This is a genomic window from Clostridia bacterium, from assembly GCA_014360065.1.
GTDB lineage: Bacteria > Bacillota > DSM-521 > Neomoorellales > JACIYF01 > JACIYF01.
On record JACIYF010000058.1, the window covers coordinates 1 to 16,941 of the forward strand.

Here is a 16,941-nt window from a genome sequence, read left to right on the forward strand (position 1 = left end):
GAGGTTAAGGGAATGGCCCCGGGGGCGCAGCTCCTCGTCATAAAAGCCATGAATCCCCAAGGCGAAGCTCCAGTGGACCTATTGATCGAGGCCATGGACTATGCGGTAGCCCACGGGGCTTCGGTGATAAACCTAAGCTTCGGCTACCAGAGCTCTGGCCGGGGCGACGAGAGCTTGGTTAGGGAAGCCCAGCGCCTGGAGAGCAATTATGGTGTCACCTTTATAGCTGCCTCCGGCAACCAGGGGCCTGGCCTCAGTACGGTCACGGCTCCGGGCGACGGCGATGGCATTTTAGGGGTAGGTGCTTACGTTTCTCCCTCTCAGTACGCCCAGCAATATGGTTACCAGGTGGCCCAGGAAGGCCTTTGGTATTTCAGCGGCATGGGACCCAGGCGAGATGGTCACTTGGCTCCGGATCTGGTGGCCCCTGGCGCTGCTATTGCTCCCACCAGTGGCATCGGTGGCAGCTATTATGGCTTGATTGAAGGGACTAGTGTGGCTTCCCCCATAGTGGCGGGAGCGGCTGCGGTCTTGCGCCAAGCGGCTCAATGGCTGGGGCAAAGGCCACCGGCGGCGGTCTATCGCCTGGCGCTGGAGCGGGGCACAAGGCCGGTGGACCACGCGACCCTTCCCGAGGCTGGCCGCGGCCTGCTTGACATTGAAAGGGCCTGGGAGCAAATGGTGGAATTGACATTTGGTAGCCCGGGAGCAGCTAGTGCCGGGGATTGGCTTACGGCCAGCACCTACAATCAAGACTTCGGCGTGGGGAAGGAAGGTTTATACGCGCGTAGTTTCCTGCCTGGCAGCATACCCTTCGTTATCGGCAATCAGTCGTCTAAGAACCGAGTGATTAATTGGTCTACCGATGCTTCTTGGATTAAGCTTGGGGCCGAGAGCACTGCCATTCCCGCCCACGGAACCAGAATACTTCCTCTGGACTACCAAGTTCCAGCCAGCCCCGGCCTTTACAGCGGCCGCATTCTGGGCACTCTGCCGGGAGAAAAAGAGGCGGCTATTGAACTTTTGGTTACTGCCATTCGTCCGGAAAGCTTGGCGCCAAACAACGGCTACCGGGCAGATTTGCAGGGGGAGCTGCCCGCTGGGGCCTGGCACCGATATTTCCTGCGGGTGGACGGCGGGGCTTCCAAGCTCAAGGTTACCATGAAGGTTGCCCAGGATGCCAGCGGGAATTTCCTGGGAAGGGTGAGGCTTTGGCTGTACAAGCCGAATGGTTCTAACCAATATGTTAGCGATTTCATTGGCCTTGCTCCCCCGGGCCAGCAGGCGCAAGGACAGGTTGACTTCCAGGTGTCGGCGCCTGAGCCGGGTACTTGGGAAGTGGTGGTCTATTCCTCAGCTGGGCTCAGTAACTGGGACAAGCTGAGCAGCCATTACCAGCTCCAGGTGGCCCTGGAAGGGGCTAGCCCACCCCCAGAGATTGGTTCCGGGCCGGGAGCCGCGGTGGCGGCGGGAAAGCTGATCGAGGTTCTTCCCCAAAAGCTTCGGCCGTCTTCGGTTGGACCTACCTTCCTGACCATCCAGGTTTGGGACCAGGCCACCTTGACTCCGGTATCCTGCGTGTTAGAGATCAATGGCAAGACTTATTGGGCCCGCCGGGGCCGGGTCACCCTCCCGTGGGCGGAAGCCGACGGCCAGCTTAAATTACGTATAGGCGTGTGATTGGCGGCAGGCCTTAGTTAACCTTTTTGCCAGGTTGGTGTCGACAATAATATAATGGTATTGGTGCCATACTAACCCCGTCAGGACTTTGTACTTGAGGGGGTTATTTTTTTGCCGGAGCTAGCTTGGGAAGCCGTTTTTACTGTAGCCTTCTTGGCGATGGGGGTATGGCTACTTTACTTCCTTAAGAAAAAGGAGCTGATCTAGTCTATGCCCTATGTAGAGGTACTGATCCAGACGGTGCTGGCTTTTGGCGCCATTATGATTTACACTCGCATCCTGGGCAAACAGCAGATCGGGCAGCTGACCTTCTTTGAATATATCAACGGCATTACCTTTGGTAGCATTGCGGCCGTTTTGGCTACCGATATCGACCCCGAGCGAACTGCGCTTCATTTCCTAGGACTGACTATATTTGCCGCTCTCACCTTTGGCATGGGTTACCTGGCCATGGTCAGCCGTCCCGCCAGGAAGCTGTTTTCAGGCGAGCCCACTATTGTGGTCCATAATGGGAAGATCCTGGAAGACAATATGCGCAAGATGCGCTATAATATCGACGAACTGCTGATGCAGCTCAGGGATAAGCAGATTTTTAACCTAGAAGATATCGAATATGCAGTGCTGGAGCCCAACGGCAACTTGAGCGTGCTGCCTAAGTCGCAGAAGCGACCGGTCACGCCGAACGACTTGGGCATCCCCACTGGCTACGAGGGAATTGCCTCGGAACTGGTGGTAGACGGCAAGATTATTTACCAAAACTTGGAGCAAAACCACCTGGACCAAAACTGGTTGCTAGGTGAGCTACAGAAACATGGAGTCACTGACATCAGGCAGGTGGCGCTGGCCACCTTAAGTACCGATGGTACGGTGTATGTGGATTTTAAGAAGGATAATTTGGCTTCTCCCACCGATATTAGTGATGCTCCGGCCGCTACCAAAACCAATCCGCCGCGGCCACACAACTAACCAGCAATCCTGGAGGTGCACCGATGATCAAATTTGGAACTGACGGCTGGAGGGCGGTCATTGCTGAGGATTTTACTTTTGCCAACCTGCGCCGGGTGGCCTGGGCCATAGGACGCTACCTGGTGGAGCAGGATGGAGGAAAAAAGGATCGGTCTCTGGTAATAGGCTACGATGGCCGCTTCTTGTCGCCTGAATTTGCCCAGGCGGCGGGTGAAGTTTTGGCAGCCCAAGGTATACCGGTACTGATTGTTTCTGCTCCCACTCCCACGCCGGTTACTGCCTTTGCCATTTGCCATTACCGAGCCCAAGGGGCGATCATGATTACTGCTAGCCACAACCCGCCCCGCTATAATGGCATCAAGTTCATTCCTGGTTACGCTGGCCCGGCCATGCCCCAAGAAACCCAAGCCATCGAAGCTTACCTCGCCCAGGCCGGTGACCAGGCTGTATCAGTCATGCCTAGGGCTGAAGCTGAGAAAGCCGGGCTCTGGCGCGAGATAGATCCCCGGTCCGACTACTTGAAGCACCTGTCGGGCTTGGTCAAGGTGGAGACCTGGGGCCAGCGTCCGCTGCGGGTGGTGGTGGACCCTCTCTACGGGGCCGGCTCCAGCTATTTAGGAGCCATCTTAGAGCAGGCAGGATGTGAGGTTACCGGCATCCATATGCAGCGGGATCCCCTCTTCGGCGAGATTCTGCCCGATCCTTCGCTACCGACTTCCCTGGATGAGCTAGCTCAATGGGTGCGCGAAGAGGATGCTGACCTAGGGTTAGCGGTGGACGGAGACGGGGATCGCTTTGGGGTAATCGACCGGGGGGGGAGGTTTTTCAGTCCCAACGAGATTCACTACTTGCTGGCCTATTACTTGGTTTCTTCCCGGGGTTGGCAAGGCCGGGCCTTGGCCCGGACGGTGGCTACCACCCACATGCTGGACCGGGTAGCCCAGCATTTTCAAGGTGAGATCTTGGAGACCCCGGTGGGATTTAAGTATATTGGTCAGGCCTTGCGGGAGCAGGGGGCGGTTTATGGGGGCGAGGAAAGCGGCGGCATGAGCATGGCTGGCCATGTGCCCGAAAAAGACGGGATCCTGGCTACCTCGTTGGTGGCGGAGGCGGTGGCAGCCACCGGGATGAGCTTAGAGGAGCAAAGGCAGGCCATAAGTAGGGAGTTGGGACGCTTGGTCAGCTGGCGCTGGGATGTGGAGGTGTCGCCCAATGATAAAAGGGAAATCCTTCAGGCCCTAAGCCATTACCATCCCCAACAGCTAGCCGGGTTGACAGTAGCTGAAAGAAAGGACCTAGACGGAACCAAGCTTATCCTAGCAGACGGCAGCTGGGTGTTAGTTCGGCCCTCGGGTACCGAGCCGGTTTTTCGCGTTTACGTTGAGGCCGAAAATGAAGGGCAAAGGGACGCCATCTACCGGGCCATTATCTCTGATCTCAACCTTGCCAGATAATGGCTTGAATTCTCCTGAGCTGGCCCGCTATTCCTTCGTCCGTAAAGCTTCATTTCGGTTCCCGCGCCCAGCACTTGAGATTGCATCTGGAGGATAACGTCCTCCGTCCAGGGTTAAGTGCTGGGTGTGGTGCCGCCGGGGTGGCATGGGGGGTTGGTTATGGAGACAGATAAAGCTGGTATTCCTCAGGGGAGAGCTCGCGATAACACATGGGACAGAGTTCTCCCTTGCCCGGAATGGCCACCGGGGGGATGTCGGCCATGATTTCGCTTAGTCGGAGCGATTGGCCGCACCTTATGCAGGTATCGGGGTCGGCGTCATAGGGCATGGGCATAGGCCTTTCTCCTTCCCTTGGCTTTTAAGTAGATCTAGACTTTCTTATTGTGCCTCCTGCTTTCCCGGCTATACGCCAGGCCTAAATTAGCCTACACCCACCTCAAAACGACCATTCGCATCCGGCCGGGGCACTGGTCCCCAGCACTCAACCGTGGGCTCGATATAACCCGATAGAACCTTGGCTACTTGCTCCGCGTGAGCTCCCTACCTACGAAGCCTTCTTTTTCACTATCCGATGGGGCGGCTTGGCCGTATGGGGCACTCCCCCTGGCGCCTGCATAGTATATAGGGCCAATCATGTCTTCGGGGGATGGTGGGGATGCCGGGCGTAAGCCTGGAGGTGCTGCTGGTTTGGCTAGGAGCGTGGTTAGTGCTGTTGGGTTGGGGGTATTGGGTATCGGCCTATGCTGGCAGCCCGGTCACCGTATGGATAGTCTTGGTGGGGGAGCGGGCAGGCGAATGGATAGAAAGGGTCTTACGAGGGCTGCTTTTGGTGAGCAGCTACGGTTTTCGGATTACCCGGATAGTGGTGGCCGACGCGGTAGCCAGCGATCAAGTGATTAAGGTGCTGGAACGCTTCCAACGGCGGGGATATGAGTTTAACTATCAACGTCTGGAGCTAGGAGGTCTGGGTACCGGAAAGATGAGTCGGCTAGCATTTTTAGTTACCGAGGAGTCCCCCGTAACGCTAGCTGGTGGCACCACGAACGATGAAAATACCAGGGTAATGCTGGGGGGCTGGTCCGGAAGCGACATTAAGCCGAGCGGCTAAGCCACCTCAGCGACAGCGAGGGCTGAGGCGGGCCGGAGGGCAGGACGCCCGGAGCCGGCTACGGACATGGACGTCCGATTGGCCGGGAAGCCCGCCGAAGCCCGAGATGGAGCGCTAGGTGGCTCCGCGCAGGATTACGGAGCGGAGGACCAGCCCCCCAGGTTGGAAGTAAGTTATTCGAAGGATGTTCTGGAATAAATTGGTATAGAGGCAGGATTTCTGATCCTGGTCTAGAATTCTATGCCGAGATCAATCCCACTTTCCCTCAGGGGGTGCGGGCGTGCCAGGGGCTTGGGATCGGGGATACCGCCTGTACTGGGTAAGGTGCGAAGACGGGGACCGGGTGGACCTTACCCCGCAACCCTATTTGGACTTTCTCTTTTGGAAAGGCCATAGTGGTTTTAAAGAAATGGCCCTCATCACTCCTTTCTTGCCCCTAGGTATTGCTGAATACCTGAAGCGGCGGCTGGACCCCCAAAGTCTAGCCACATCTAAAGGTCGGCCCCTTTCTTGGTACTCGGTCTCGGCGGCCAAGCTAACTGGTGAGCTAGATCCAGAGCGGAAGTTTGCACCTATGGTAGAGAAGATCTTGGGGCGAGCCATGCCAGAAGCCGCTATGCCCAGCCAGGCCGATTTGGACCGAGTTCGCTCCCTCTTGGCCGGGAAAATCCTTTTGGGTGATGAGATTGGTAGCCTTCTGGACCAGCACAAGCTGGTGCTAAACGGCAATCTAGAGCATCTGCTCCACCTCCTCTATTTGAAGGCGGAGGTTAAGAGATACCCGGCTATAGGTTTTCAGGCGCCGGGCTTTCCCGTTTGCAATCATTGTGGACAGGCTACCCGCCTGCGAGAGCACCGCTGCGAAGGCTGTGGCGGGCATTGTTTTTATTGCGAGGAGTGCCTGATTTTAGGAGAATCCCGGCTTTGCCGAGCCCTTTATGCCATGCCTGCTCCTTTGGGGCCGGAAGCGGGAGCCAAAGAAGCGGGGACAGAAGCGGTAAACCTGGTAGAGCCCCAGCTGGACTATCCGTTGACCCCGGCTCAAGAAGACGCTTGCCGGGCGGTGCGGAGCTTTATGATGACTGATCGCCGACAGGAATGCCTGGTATGGGCGGTCTGTGGCGCCGGCAAGACCGAGGTGGCCTTGGCTGCCATTGCCCAGGCGTTGGCCCGGGGTCAAAGGGTCCTTTATGCTAGCCCCCGGCGGGAAGTGATCCAGGAACTGAAGCCTCGCCTACAAAAAGCGTTTCCCGGCCGACCTATAACCGCTCTCTATGGCGGCAGTCCTGACCGGTATTATCAGGTGGGAGATCTGGTTTTGGCCACCACCCATCAAGCCTTGAGATTCTACCAGGCCTTTGATTTGGTAGTTCTGGATGAAGTCGATGCTTTTCCGTTTGAAGGCAGTAGCATGCTTTACTATGGGGTAACCCGGGCGCAAAGGCCAGGTTCCAAAGCGCTGTACCTTACCGCTACCCCGCCGCCGGAGTTGGTACGTCGGGCCGAGCGCCGGCAAATGGAGGTAGTAAGGCTGCCGGTCCGACCCCATGGGTACCCCCTGCCGGAGCCCCAGATCATCATCGAGCGCTCCTGGGGTTCGTTGGCTGGGAAACCGGGAAGGCGGCTGCGGGATCGAGGCACAGGTGAGGCGCCTGACTGTGGGTGGGATGGGCCAGGGCCCGAGCCTTCCCAGCTAAAAGATTCCGAGGCCGAACCTTTGTTCATTCCACCTCGGGTACTCAACATCCTCCACCAGAGCGTTGAAGGAGACTTGGCCCAAGTTTTTGTTTTCGTGCCCACGGTTTACTTAACCCGTCGGGTGGGGGAAGCCCTGCGCCAGGCTATGGGCCAGCCACCCTGGGAAGGTGCTTGCGCCGACTGGGTACAGTATACTTCTGCCAAGGACCCCAAGCGGGACGAAAAACGCCAAGCCTTTGCCCGGGGCGAATTTCCCATCCTGGTATGCACTACTATCATGGAGCGGGGCATAACCATTCCCAGGGTTAACGTGGTGGTTCTATTTGCTGATCAGGAGCGCATCTTCGATCAGGCCACCTTGGTTCAGATGGCGGGTCGGGCTGGGCGTTCCCCCGAATACCCTGAAGGGCGGGTATGGTTGGTGGGTTTGCGGGCTACCGCCAGTATGGAGCGGGCGGTGGCCCACATTCGGGCCATGAATGCCGAGGCTTTCACCCGCGGCTATTTGCGGCCCCAATATTGCCATCATCGCTGCCGAGGTTAAACCTCGGCAGGCGGCTTCACATGCTCCGCTACAACCAGCTCATTCTCGGAGCATATAGGTTGGGGCTAAGGAGCAGGGATAACTCATTGGCAAGGAAGGCTTTTCGGACATGAGCCCAGATGGCAGTTGGCGATCCATCCTACTTTCCCTGATTGAGGCGGGGCTAAATCTAATCTACCCGCAACCACCGGTTTGTCCGCTATGTGGAACCACTTTGGGGTGGGACTCCAGGGTCACTACTTGGCTCTGTTCTGACTGCCAGGCAATGGTATACCAGTGGCATCAAGATTTTTACGCTTGTGCTGCCTGCGGGCGCCTGTTGCCACGCAAGGGAGAGCCTGCCTTAGCTGTACCTCCCAGGCTCTGCTGGGACTGCAGCCACCAGCGGCCGCCATTTGTGGTCGCCCGAGCCCTGGGTCCTTACCAAGATCAGCTGAAAGATGCGGTGTGGAAGCTGAAATACCAGGGAAGGCGGGATCTAGCTGAACCGTTAGGCCGGTTGATGGCCCGGGTGGCTTGGGCTGAGCCTCATACCCGCCAGCTGGCTAGCTCGGAGCAAAAGGAGCAGTGGCCAATGGTTATCCCGGTGCCTCTGCACTCGGAGCGGCTGAGGGAACGGACTTATAACCAGGCGGCGCTCCTGGCCCGGGCCTTGGGCCGGGAACTGGGGCTCCCGGTACGGGAAGACCTGCTCCTTCGGGTGCTTCCTACCCCCGACAGTACCGGGCTCACCCGGGAACAGCGGGAGCGAAGCGTTCGGGGAGCTTTCCAGGTAATTTCTGAGGATGCCAATGCTGGCTTAAAAGGGCGGGCGGTGCTTTTGGTGGACGATGTATATACCACCGGCGCCACTGTTGGCGAATGTGCCCGCACTCTCTTGGCAGCCGGGGCGAGGCAGGTGATGGTGATCACCTTGGCCACCGGCATCACCCGACCACCTGCCTTTACGGTTGGACCTGAGTAGCTTGGCTTATCCTCAGAGATTGGCGTTCACCGTTCGCGTTTGCAGCCGGTTTATTCTCCACCTTTTAACCGCTTGAGCCTGCGGTTTACTTCTTCTAACTCCTTTTCCAGGTGCTCCTTGTACTCCTCTAGCATCTCAATTTCCTCTTCCAGGCTAGGATAACCTGCTCCCCTCCACCAGTAGCCGGGAAAGCCGAAGGATAGTCCAAAGCCGAATGGGCCTCGAAACTCCCACCAGGGACCCCCCTTCTTATGCATCATCCATTCACCTCCACCCTAAGTAAAGTTTCTTCCCTTGCACCTTGAGCGGCGGGTATCCTGAAGGTCTCGATGCTAGTATCAAGATTATACCACGAGTGCCTTCGATCTTATCCGATCTTCCCCTAGGGAATGGGCCGGTAGCCCCATCCCGGAAGGTGATGACCCAACCGGGGATCCCATGGAATATCTTACCTCCATCATTCTCTACTGGATCAAGGCGAGGGTTAGGCTCGAGTAAATTCTTGCTAAGGACTTACGCAAGCAAACTAGACCCATGTTATAATCATTCCAAGGATAGGGAAAGCTTACTGGAAAGGCAGAAAGCGTATGCCTGTTCAGCTGGTTTTGGGCCGTGCTGGCAGCGGCAAGACCCATTGGGTATTGGAGTCGGTGCGAAAGCATCTTGTCGCCGGCGCTGATCCCCATGATTCAGGGCCGGCCCAGTCCCCTCTCATCATTCTGGTTCCGGAGCAGGCCACCTTTCAGACCGAGTACGCCCTTATCTCGGATCCAGACCTAGTCGGTAGCGTCCGGGCTCAAGTGCTGAGCTTCAGGCGCCTGGCGTGGCGCATCTTGCAGCAGGCAGGCGGAGCAGCCCGGCCTCCGATCGGGGAATTGGGAAAGCATATGCTGTTGCGGGCGCTGTTGGCGCGCCGGGAGGGAGAACTAGAAGTATTCGGCAAGGCAGCTCGCCAGGCTGGTTTCATCCAGCGCCTGGCCCAGACCTTGACGGAGCTCGAGGCTTACAACCTTAGCCCGGAAGGCCTACGGCGCTATAGCCGGTTCATAGAAGAGCCTGATTCCGGTCTTGGCGCCGGACGGACCGAGGGAAGGCTGCTGGCGCCAGGAGCTAGCCGATTTGTGGGGAGGAAGCTGCACGACCTAGCGGTGATTTACCAAGCTTACCAAGAGTATCTCCAGGGCCGCTACACCGACCCCGATGGGTACTTGCGTTTGGCTGCCCAGAAGTTGAAGGACGTGGGTTGGATAGCGGGGGCCCGGGTATGGGTGGATGGATTTTCAGATTTCACCCCGCAACAATATGTTCTCTTAGAAGGCCTCATCCAGGCTTGCCAGCAAGTTTACATAACTTTGGGCCTGGACCCAGACTTATACGACCAAGGGCGGGTGCGGCCTCCTTCCGACGGGGAGCCCTTCTTTATCACCCGCGAAACTCTTCACCAGCTCTGGCTTCGGGCCGAGAAGCTGAAAGTGGGGTGGCTTGAACCGGTCCAGCTTCCCCAGGGAGTAGCCGAGCCGAGCGGGGAGATGCTGCCGGGGACATCCCCAACCATGCCCATGCCGCGCTTTAAAGATGGCCGCTTGGCTCACCTGGAAGCGGAATTCTTTGAGCAACCCGGCCGGCCCTACCCGGACTGCCAACTTTCTGGGTCCCCTCTCCAGCTTGTCCGCGAGCCTCAGCCGTCGGCCGCAGGCCAACCTAATTCAGCCAAACCGGCTGAAACTGGTTCCGATTATGAACACCAGGGCATAGAAGTTTACGCCTGCATGAACCGGCAAGCCGAGGTAGAGGCTTGCGCCGAGTGTCTAGTGGAGCTGGTGCGTTCCCGAGGCTACCGCTGGCGGGAGGTGCTGGTACTGGCTTCTGACCTGGAGATCTACCACGATTTGATTGCCGCCACCTTTGCTGATTATGGCATTCCCTACTTCATCGACCGCAAGCGCCCGGTGAGCCACCACCCGCTGGTGGAACTGGTAGAGGGTTTGCTGGACCTGGTGGTCAACCACTGGGATTACGAGTCGGTATTCCGGATCCTCAAGACCGACTTCCTGCCCATACCGCGGGAGCAGGTTGACCGATTAGAGAACTACGTCCTGGCTTACGGGATTCGGGGGTCATTATGGTATTCCCAAGAGCCCTGGCGCTTTCATTCCCGGCTAACCTTGGCTGAAGACCAGGAATTAGAGCCGGAGGGACCGGTAGCCCAGGAGTTACAAATGATCAACCAAATCCGGCAGCAGGTGTTGGATGTGCTCCTGCCCTGGTACCGGCAGGTGTCCCAGGCTTTAACTTCTGATAATGAAGCTTCAGCCGGCCCGGGAGGGCGAGCCCCGGCCCGGCTGCTGACGGAGCTGCTCTACCGGCACCTGGAGAAGCTGGGTGTGCCCCAAACCTTGCACCGATGGCAGGGACAAGCCCAAACGGCCGGGGACTTAACCGCAGTTCAAATTCACAACCTGGTCTGGAACGGACTGGTGGACCTCGGCGATCAGCTGGTGGAGGCGCTAGGCGAGGAACGGCTTTCTTTGACCGAATACCGCGATATCTTGGCTACGGGGCTGGAGAGCTTGCGGCTAGGCCTCATTCCCCCTAGCTTAGACCAGGTGCTGGTGGGAGCGGTGGAGCGTTCCCGCAATCCCGAGGCCAAGGCAGCCTTCATCCTGGGAGCCAACGAGGGGCTATTGCCTCGCACCCCGACCGAGGATGAATTGCTGAACGACAAGGAGCGTCAGGAATTAGCCCGACTGGGGCTGAAGCTAGCTCCCCCCAGCCAACAAGCAGTAGTGCGCCAGCAGTACCTTACCTACATGGCCTTGACCCGGGCGTCAAAGTTTCTGTATTTGAGCTATTCCTTGGCTGATGAGGAAGGGCGGGCTTTAAATCCTTCCCTGGCAATTCGGAAGCTAAAGCGGCTCTTTCCTGACCTCCAAGAGAAATATGTAGGTCTGGAGAAATCCTTAGGGGTAACTGCCCGGCAGGCAGCTGCCTTTTTGGTTTCCCGTTGGTCGCAACTTCGGGTTCAGGCGAATTCTGGAGCCCGGAATCCTGATGAGTTGATGACCCTAACTGCCCTGCGCCGGTGGCTGGAGGCGGATCCCTCCCGCCGCCAAGAGGTTGGGCCGGTGTTGGCCAGCTTAAACTATGATAACCAAGAAAAGGCTCTTCCCCAGACCATGGTTGAGCAGCTTTACGGGCTTACCCGCGGCCACACCTTGCGCTCCAGCGTATCCCGGTTGGAACAGCTGGCCGCTTGCCCCTTTGCCCATTTTGCTGCCTATGGCTTGGGCCTCAAGGAGCGAAAGCTGTTTAGGCTGGACCCGCCCAGCATGGGCTCGTTTTTCCACGCTGCCTTGAGGACGCTGGTGGAGCGCTTGCCCCAGGGGGGAAGATCCTGGAGCCAACTCAGCCCCGAGGAGGAGGAGCTTTTGGCCAGGCAAGTGGCGGAAGAATTGACGCCCAATCTGCAAAACGAGATCCTGCTAAGCACGGCCCGCTATCGCTACCTGGCGGAAGTATTGAAGCGTACCGTAGTTCGGGCGGCAGCGGTATTGGGCAGTTATGCCCGCCGGGGATGTTTCTGGCCGGTGGCGGTGGAACTGCCCTTCGGCATGGGGGCAAGAGAGCGCGGCTCGGACCAGCTGTCGCTGCCAGCCTATGAAGTCAATTTGGGCGGCGGGAAGAAACTCTTAGTACGGGGCGTCATCGATCGGGTGGATGTGGCTTGGGGGCCAAGGCCGGAAACCCCCCCTCCAGTTGGCAACATTGCCATATTTAGAAAGCTGATGGGAAGTCCGGCTCCTGACTGGGATGCTTTTGATCCAGCTGGGCCATATGCCGGTGAGCGGGAGGGTAGTAGGGCGGACGGAAACGGGCCAGATGGGAATAAGGCCGGGGGTTCAGATGGAGCTTGGTACGTGCGGGTCATCGATTACAAGAGCTCCAAACGAAGCTGGAGACTTGATGAAACCTATTACGGACTTAGCTTGCAGCTTTTGTTGTACCTGGCAGTGGCCTGGCGGCAGGCCCAGCGCTTGGTGGAACCAGAAGCGAATTCGGCCTTAATCGTTCCGGCGGGGATGTTCTACTTTGCGGTTCAGGATCCGTTGGCGCCTCAGCCTGGGCCTACCGACCCTTCCCGAGCGGAGAAGGCATTGCGCTCCAGGCTTTGTCTGCGGGGGCTGGTAGTTGGCGATCCTACCGTGGTCCAGCTCATGGATCGGGAAGCCTGGCCTAGTACTTCGTGGCAATACGTTAAGGCCCTGAGAGACCGGGGAGTTGTGGGCCAAGAAACAGTTTCCGCTTCTCATCAACAAATGAAATTATTGCTATCCTTTTTAGATTTACGCCTCAAAGAACTAGGACAAAGGCTGCTATCAGGGGACGTGGGCATTCATCCTTATCGTAAGGGCACGAGCTCGGCTTGTCAGTTTTGCCTGTATCGGGCCGTTTGCCAATTTGAACGCGGGGTTGGCGGCAACCGCTATCGCCTGCTTTCGGATATGCAGCCGGATCAATTGTGGTCACGCCTGGAAGCGGAGGTGGCTGGAAATGAATTGGACTGATGCCCAACAGGAGGCCATCTCGGCTAACAACCGCGAACTTTTGGTGTCGGCGGCAGCCGGGGCAGGGAAGACAGCGGTGCTGGTGGAACGGGTAATCAAGAGAATCAGCGATCCGGATCATCCGCTGGATCTGGATCGATTGCTGGTGGTTACCTTTACCGAGGCAGCTGCAGCGTCTATGCGGCAACGTTTGGGGCAAGCCTTGACTGAAGCCCTGGAAGCTCGCCCCCACGATATCCGGTTGTCGCGTCAGCTTGCTTTGCTGGAGAAGGCTTCCATTAGTACCATTCATTCCTTTTGCCTTCAGCTCATGCGCCGCTATTTCTATCTCTTGGACTTGGATCCTGCCTTTCGGGTGGCCGATGAGGCGGAGGCAGAGCTGCTGCGCTGGGAAACCCTGGAACAAGTGATGGAGGAAGAGTATGGGCGCCATCTAGGTGAGTTGGCCCAGCGTTACGGCGGCAGCCGTGGCGATGAGAATCTCGAGCGGCTTATCCTCCGCCTTTATAGCTACAGCGCCAGCCATCCCGATCCTGAGGCGTGGCTGGCCCGGCAAAAACAAGCTTACGACATAGCCGATGGCGCCTCGGTGGAGGAACTACCTTGGTTTCCAGAGTTTTGGAAGGCAGTGGCAGATGAACTGGGACGAGCGGTTCTGCGCCTGAAGCAAGCGCTGAGCTTAAGCCGACATCCCGCCGGCCCGGCTGCTTATGAGCCGGTTCTGGAGCAGGAGGTGGCCGGGTTAGAGGCCCTAGCCGAGGCCATGGATTGGAATGGTTTTTATCAGCAGTTGGCTCACTGGTCTTGGGAGCGCTTGCCCCGGGTCCAAGTGGAGGAGGGCCAGGGGCGGCAGTTGAAGGACTTGGCCCAGAACCTTCGCAATCAAGCCAAAGACATTATAAACCGCCTTCAGGCCTGGGCAGCCCGCCCGGGCGAACAACTGGTGGAAGAGATACGGGAGGTTAAGCCCTGGGTGCAGGCCCTAACCGATGTGGTCAGCTGCTTCGCTCAGGCTTATGCCCGGGCCAAACGGGAGCGAAACCTGGTCGACTTCAACGACCTGGAGCACTTTTGTCTACGCCTTTTATCCATGGAAGCCGTGACCCAAGAGCTGAGAGAGCAGTATCAAGAAGTGTTGGTGGATGAGTATCAAGATATCAACCCAGTGCAGAACCAAATCCTGGGGCTGGTTTGTGGCGGCAACCTTTTTATGGTGGGGGACGTAAAACAGAGCATCTACCGTTTCCGCCTGGCCGAGCCCAGGCTGTTCATGGAGAAGTACCGTACTTATGCCGGGGAAAGGGAAGCACCCAGGCGTCGCATTGACCTAACCACCAACTTCCGTAGCTCCAAACCTGTGATAGAGGCGGTCAATTTCATTTTTCGCCGGCTGATGACGGAATCGGTGGCCGAGATCGATTACGATGCCAAGGCGGAATTGGTCTATGGTCGGGAGGGGCTAGGAGAGGCATCGGGCCCGACCGGGCCGGGGAAGACCTGGAGGGCGGAGATCCAGGGGGTGGAGGCCCACTTCATCGAGAGGGTTATCAGCGCCGAAGGGGGCCGGGAAAGACCTGGTGGCGGGGGCGGGGCAAAAGAAGATGCAGGCGAGCCGGCTGCCTCGAAGCCGGGGTCAGAAGAGTCGGGATCAGAAGAGCCGGAGCTGGAGGAGCTCGAGGCCCTGGAGATGGAGGCCCGAGTGGTGGCCCAGCGCATCCTGGAACTTAAGGCGGAGAACCCTGAGCTCGGCTATGCGGATATAGCGGTGCTTTTGCGCTCTACCCGCGACCGGGCCAACCAGTTCATGGAAGTATTCCATCAAATGGGCATCCCCGCCCACGCCGAGCTAGGTACGGGCTACTTTGACGCCATTGAAGTGCAGACTTTCCTCTCGCTTTTAAGGTTGATCGATAACCCTAGGCAAGATATTCCCTTGGTGGCGGTCTTGCGGTCACCGTTGGTGGGCCTGCGGGCAAAGGAGTTAGCTGAGATTCGGCTAGCCTGCCCGGAGGGGGATTACTACGATGCGGTGGCGGCATCAGCCCGAGGTGGGAGCCGATTGGCGAAAACCTTGCAGCAATTCCTAGAGCGGCTGGATGAGTGGCGTACAGCTGCTCGCCGCCAGCCCCTGCCCGATGTTATTGCCAGCATTTACCGGCAAACTGGCTACTACGACTATGTGGGCGGGCTACCGGGTGGGCCGCAACGCCAGGCCAATTTGCGGGCCTTATACTATCGGGCCCGACAGTTTGAGAGCTTCGCCCGCCGGGGTCTGTTCCGATTCTTGCGCTTCATCGAGCGGCTGCGGGAAACCGATACCGATCTGGGTCCAGCTAAAGTATTGGGAGAAAACGAAGATGCAGTCCGGGTTATGAGCATCCACAAGAGCAAGGGACTGGAATTCCCGGTAGTGTTTGTGGCTGATTTGGGAAAGCAGTTTAATTGGGAAGATATTAGGGGCGACCTTTTGGCCCACCGGGACCTGGGGTTGGGGCCAATGCTGGTGGATCTGGATCTGCGCATCAAATATCCCACCCTGGCTTACCGGGCCATCCGCCACCGACTCAAAAGAGAACAGGTGGCGGAAGAAATGCGGATTTTGTATGTGGCCCTCACTCGGGCGCGGGAGCGACTCATCCTGGTGGGGTCGCGGCGTGACTTGCTCAAGGCTTGGGAGCAATGGCAGTATCTGGGAAAGAGCGCGGAGGGTAACGGGCAGACCAAGCTCCCGACTGAAGCCCTCTTGGGGGCGCAGGGGTACCTGGACTGGGTCGGCCCCGCTCTGGCCAGCGAGGTAGAAGGCGATGGCGCTTTTCCTGGATCCGTATGCTTTTGGAATATGCCTCAAGGGCAACCTATTCCCAAGCTTCCAGGTGAGGAAAAGACCGAGCCGGTGGCCGGGAGCGGGAACGGTCAACCGGAAGGGAAGGATGGTGGCCAGGGGGAGGAGATGACCTTGGAGCAACAGTCGGGACCCCAGGGAGATGGTAGACCCGAGGAGCAGGTAACTGAAGAATTTGAAGAACGGGCAGTGTTGGAGGAATTGGAGCAAAGATTCAACTGGTCCTATGCTTATGCCGAGCTCTCCGAGCTTCCCGCCAAGATGAGCGCCAGCGCCATCAGGGACCGAGAGCGGCAAGCTCTGGAGGCAGCTGGAAACCACAATGATCTGCTTGGCGATGATCTGCCAGGAGCTGCGTTGGTTGGGACCAGCGATAGTAACGGGCCTGCTACTGTGGTGGCAGGCCCAGAACAGCTGACCGGGCCGGGCCAAGTGCCCCCGAGCGCCGGTGATTGGCCGCGGGGCTTCCGCCGCCCCCGTTTTCTAGCCGGGGGCGACCGCCAGTTAACTTCGGTGGAGCGCGGTACCCTTACTCACCTAGTATTGCAGCACCTAGACCTGGGAAGGCAGCTGGACCGCCAAGGAATTAAGGATCAGATTGAGAATATGGTGGAGAAGGAATTGCTCACCGCCGAAGAGGCGCAGGCGATAGATGTAGTGGCCATTGCTCGCTTTTTTGAACACCCTTTGGGCAAGAGGCTAGTGGAAAACCGGCACCAGGTAGAACGGGAGGTACCTTTTAGCCTTGGTCTCCCTGTGAACGAGGTCTTTTCCAACCTCACCCTGGACAAGGGGATTGGCGTTTCGGAACGGGTCCTGGTGCAGGGAGTAATTGATTGTCTGGTCAGGATAGAAGGCGGGTTCCTGCTATTAGATTTTAAGACCGACTGGGCCACCGAAGCCAATTTGGCTGAAGTAAGCCGGGGATATTTCCCGCAAATTGAAGTCTATCGGAAGGCGGTGGAGCGGATCTACCGGCAGCCGGTCTTGGAAGCTTATCTCTATTTTCTTACCCTGGGGCGGGCAGTACCCGTGCCCAGATCAAAGGCTAGTCAAGCGTGGCGATAGGTAAATATTTTCGAGGGAGTCCCCCATGCTGCGGCTTGCAGTACCACGGAGG

General features: G+C 58.0%; 10 protein-coding genes. 8 read left to right on the forward strand and 2 right to left on the reverse strand.

The features are described from left to right. The 3 genes from H5U02_09330 to H5U02_09340 form a co-directional block, all read left to right on the forward strand. On the forward strand, positions 1 to 1,680 hold a 1,680-nt coding region (locus H5U02_09330), incomplete at its 5' end, for a S8 family serine peptidase (GenBank protein MBC7342630.1). Between the two features lie 210 nt (positions 1,681 to 1,890). Then, a complete protein-coding gene (locus H5U02_09335) occupies positions 1,891 to 2,646 on the forward strand; it encodes a DUF421 domain-containing protein (protein MBC7342631.1) in 756 nt (251 codons plus the stop codon). A 23-nt stretch (positions 2,647 to 2,669) separates the two neighbouring features. Next, the gene (locus H5U02_09340) at positions 2,670 to 4,100 is read left to right on the forward strand and encodes a phosphoglucomutase/phosphomannomutase family protein (GenBank protein MBC7342632.1); all 1,431 of its coding nucleotides are present in this window, start codon (positions 2,670 to 2,672) and stop codon (positions 4,098 to 4,100) included. A gap of 157 nt (positions 4,101 to 4,257) precedes the next feature. Here H5U02_09340 and H5U02_09345 read toward each other — a convergent pair whose 3' ends face one another. Next, the gene (locus tag H5U02_09345) at positions 4,258 to 4,434 is read right to left on the reverse strand and encodes a hypothetical protein (GenBank protein ID MBC7342633.1); all 177 of its coding nucleotides are present in this window, start codon (positions 4,432 to 4,434) and stop codon (positions 4,258 to 4,260) included. A gap of 321 nt (positions 4,435 to 4,755) precedes the next feature. On the opposite strand from H5U02_09345, the gene H5U02_09350 reads away from it, so the two are divergent. The 3 genes from H5U02_09350 (at position 4,756) to H5U02_09360 (ending at position 8,414) form a co-directional block, all read left to right on the forward strand. Next, entirely contained in the window at positions 4,756 to 5,208 is a 453-nt protein-coding gene (locus tag H5U02_09350; protein MBC7342634.1) for a hypothetical protein, read from the forward strand. 280 nt (positions 5,209 to 5,488) lie between these two features. Beyond that, positions 5,489 to 7,450, forward strand: a complete 1,962-nt coding sequence (locus tag H5U02_09355; GenBank protein ID MBC7342635.1) for a DEAD/DEAH box helicase — start codon at positions 5,489 to 5,491, stop codon at positions 7,448 to 7,450. Positions 7,451 to 7,847: 397 nt separating this feature from the next. Then, entirely contained in the window at positions 7,848 to 8,414 is a 567-nt protein-coding gene (locus tag H5U02_09360; protein MBC7342636.1) for a ComF family protein, read from the forward strand. Between the two features lie 50 nt (positions 8,415 to 8,464). On the opposite strand, the gene H5U02_09365 is transcribed toward H5U02_09360, so the two are convergent. Continuing rightward, positions 8,465 to 8,671: a DUF5320 family protein gene (locus H5U02_09365; protein ID MBC7342637.1), complete on the reverse strand. Its 207-nt coding sequence runs from the start codon at positions 8,669 to 8,671 to the stop codon at positions 8,465 to 8,467. 330 nt (positions 8,672 to 9,001) lie between these two features. Here H5U02_09365 and H5U02_09370 point away from each other — a divergent pair, with 330 nt between their 5' ends. Both H5U02_09370 and H5U02_09375 read left to right on the forward strand, forming a co-directional pair. After that, on the forward strand, positions 9,002 to 12,979 hold the full coding sequence (locus H5U02_09370) for an exodeoxyribonuclease V subunit gamma (protein MBC7342638.1): 3,978 nt from the start codon (positions 9,002 to 9,004) through the stop codon (positions 12,977 to 12,979). Then, positions 12,966 to 16,889 carry a UvrD-helicase domain-containing protein gene (locus H5U02_09375; protein ID MBC7342639.1) on the forward strand — a complete coding sequence of 1,308 codons (3,924 nt, stop codon included), beginning with the start codon at positions 12,966 to 12,968 and terminating at the stop codon, positions 16,887 to 16,889. Before H5U02_09370 ends, H5U02_09375 begins: the two co-directional genes overlap by 14 nt. Positions 16,890 to 16,941: the final 52 nt, after the last annotated feature.

What these genes read in the sequence shown, in the direction of transcription:
- H5U02_09335 (MBC7342631.1), top strand. Translation starts at nt 1,891, where the DNA reads ATGCCCTATGTAGAGGTACTGATCCAGACGGTGCTGGCTTTTGGCGCC.
- H5U02_09340 (MBC7342632.1), top strand. Translation starts at nt 2,670, where the DNA reads ATGATCAAATTTGGAACTGACGGCTGGAGGGCGGTCATTGCTGAGGAT.
- H5U02_09345 (MBC7342633.1), bottom strand. Translation starts at nt 4,434, where the DNA reads ATGCCCATGCCCTATGACGCCGACCCCGATACCTGCATAAGGTGCGGC.
- H5U02_09350 (MBC7342634.1), top strand. Translation starts at nt 4,756, where the DNA reads ATGCCGGGCGTAAGCCTGGAGGTGCTGCTGGTTTGGCTAGGAGCGTGG.
- H5U02_09365 (MBC7342637.1), bottom strand. Translation starts at nt 8,671, where the DNA reads ATGCATAAGAAGGGGGGTCCCTGGTGGGAGTTTCGAGGCCCATTCGGC.
- H5U02_09370 (MBC7342638.1), top strand. Translation starts at nt 9,002, where the DNA reads ATGCCTGTTCAGCTGGTTTTGGGCCGTGCTGGCAGCGGCAAGACCCAT.
- H5U02_09375 (MBC7342639.1), top strand. Translation starts at nt 12,966, where the DNA reads ATGAATTGGACTGATGCCCAACAGGAGGCCATCTCGGCTAACAACCGC.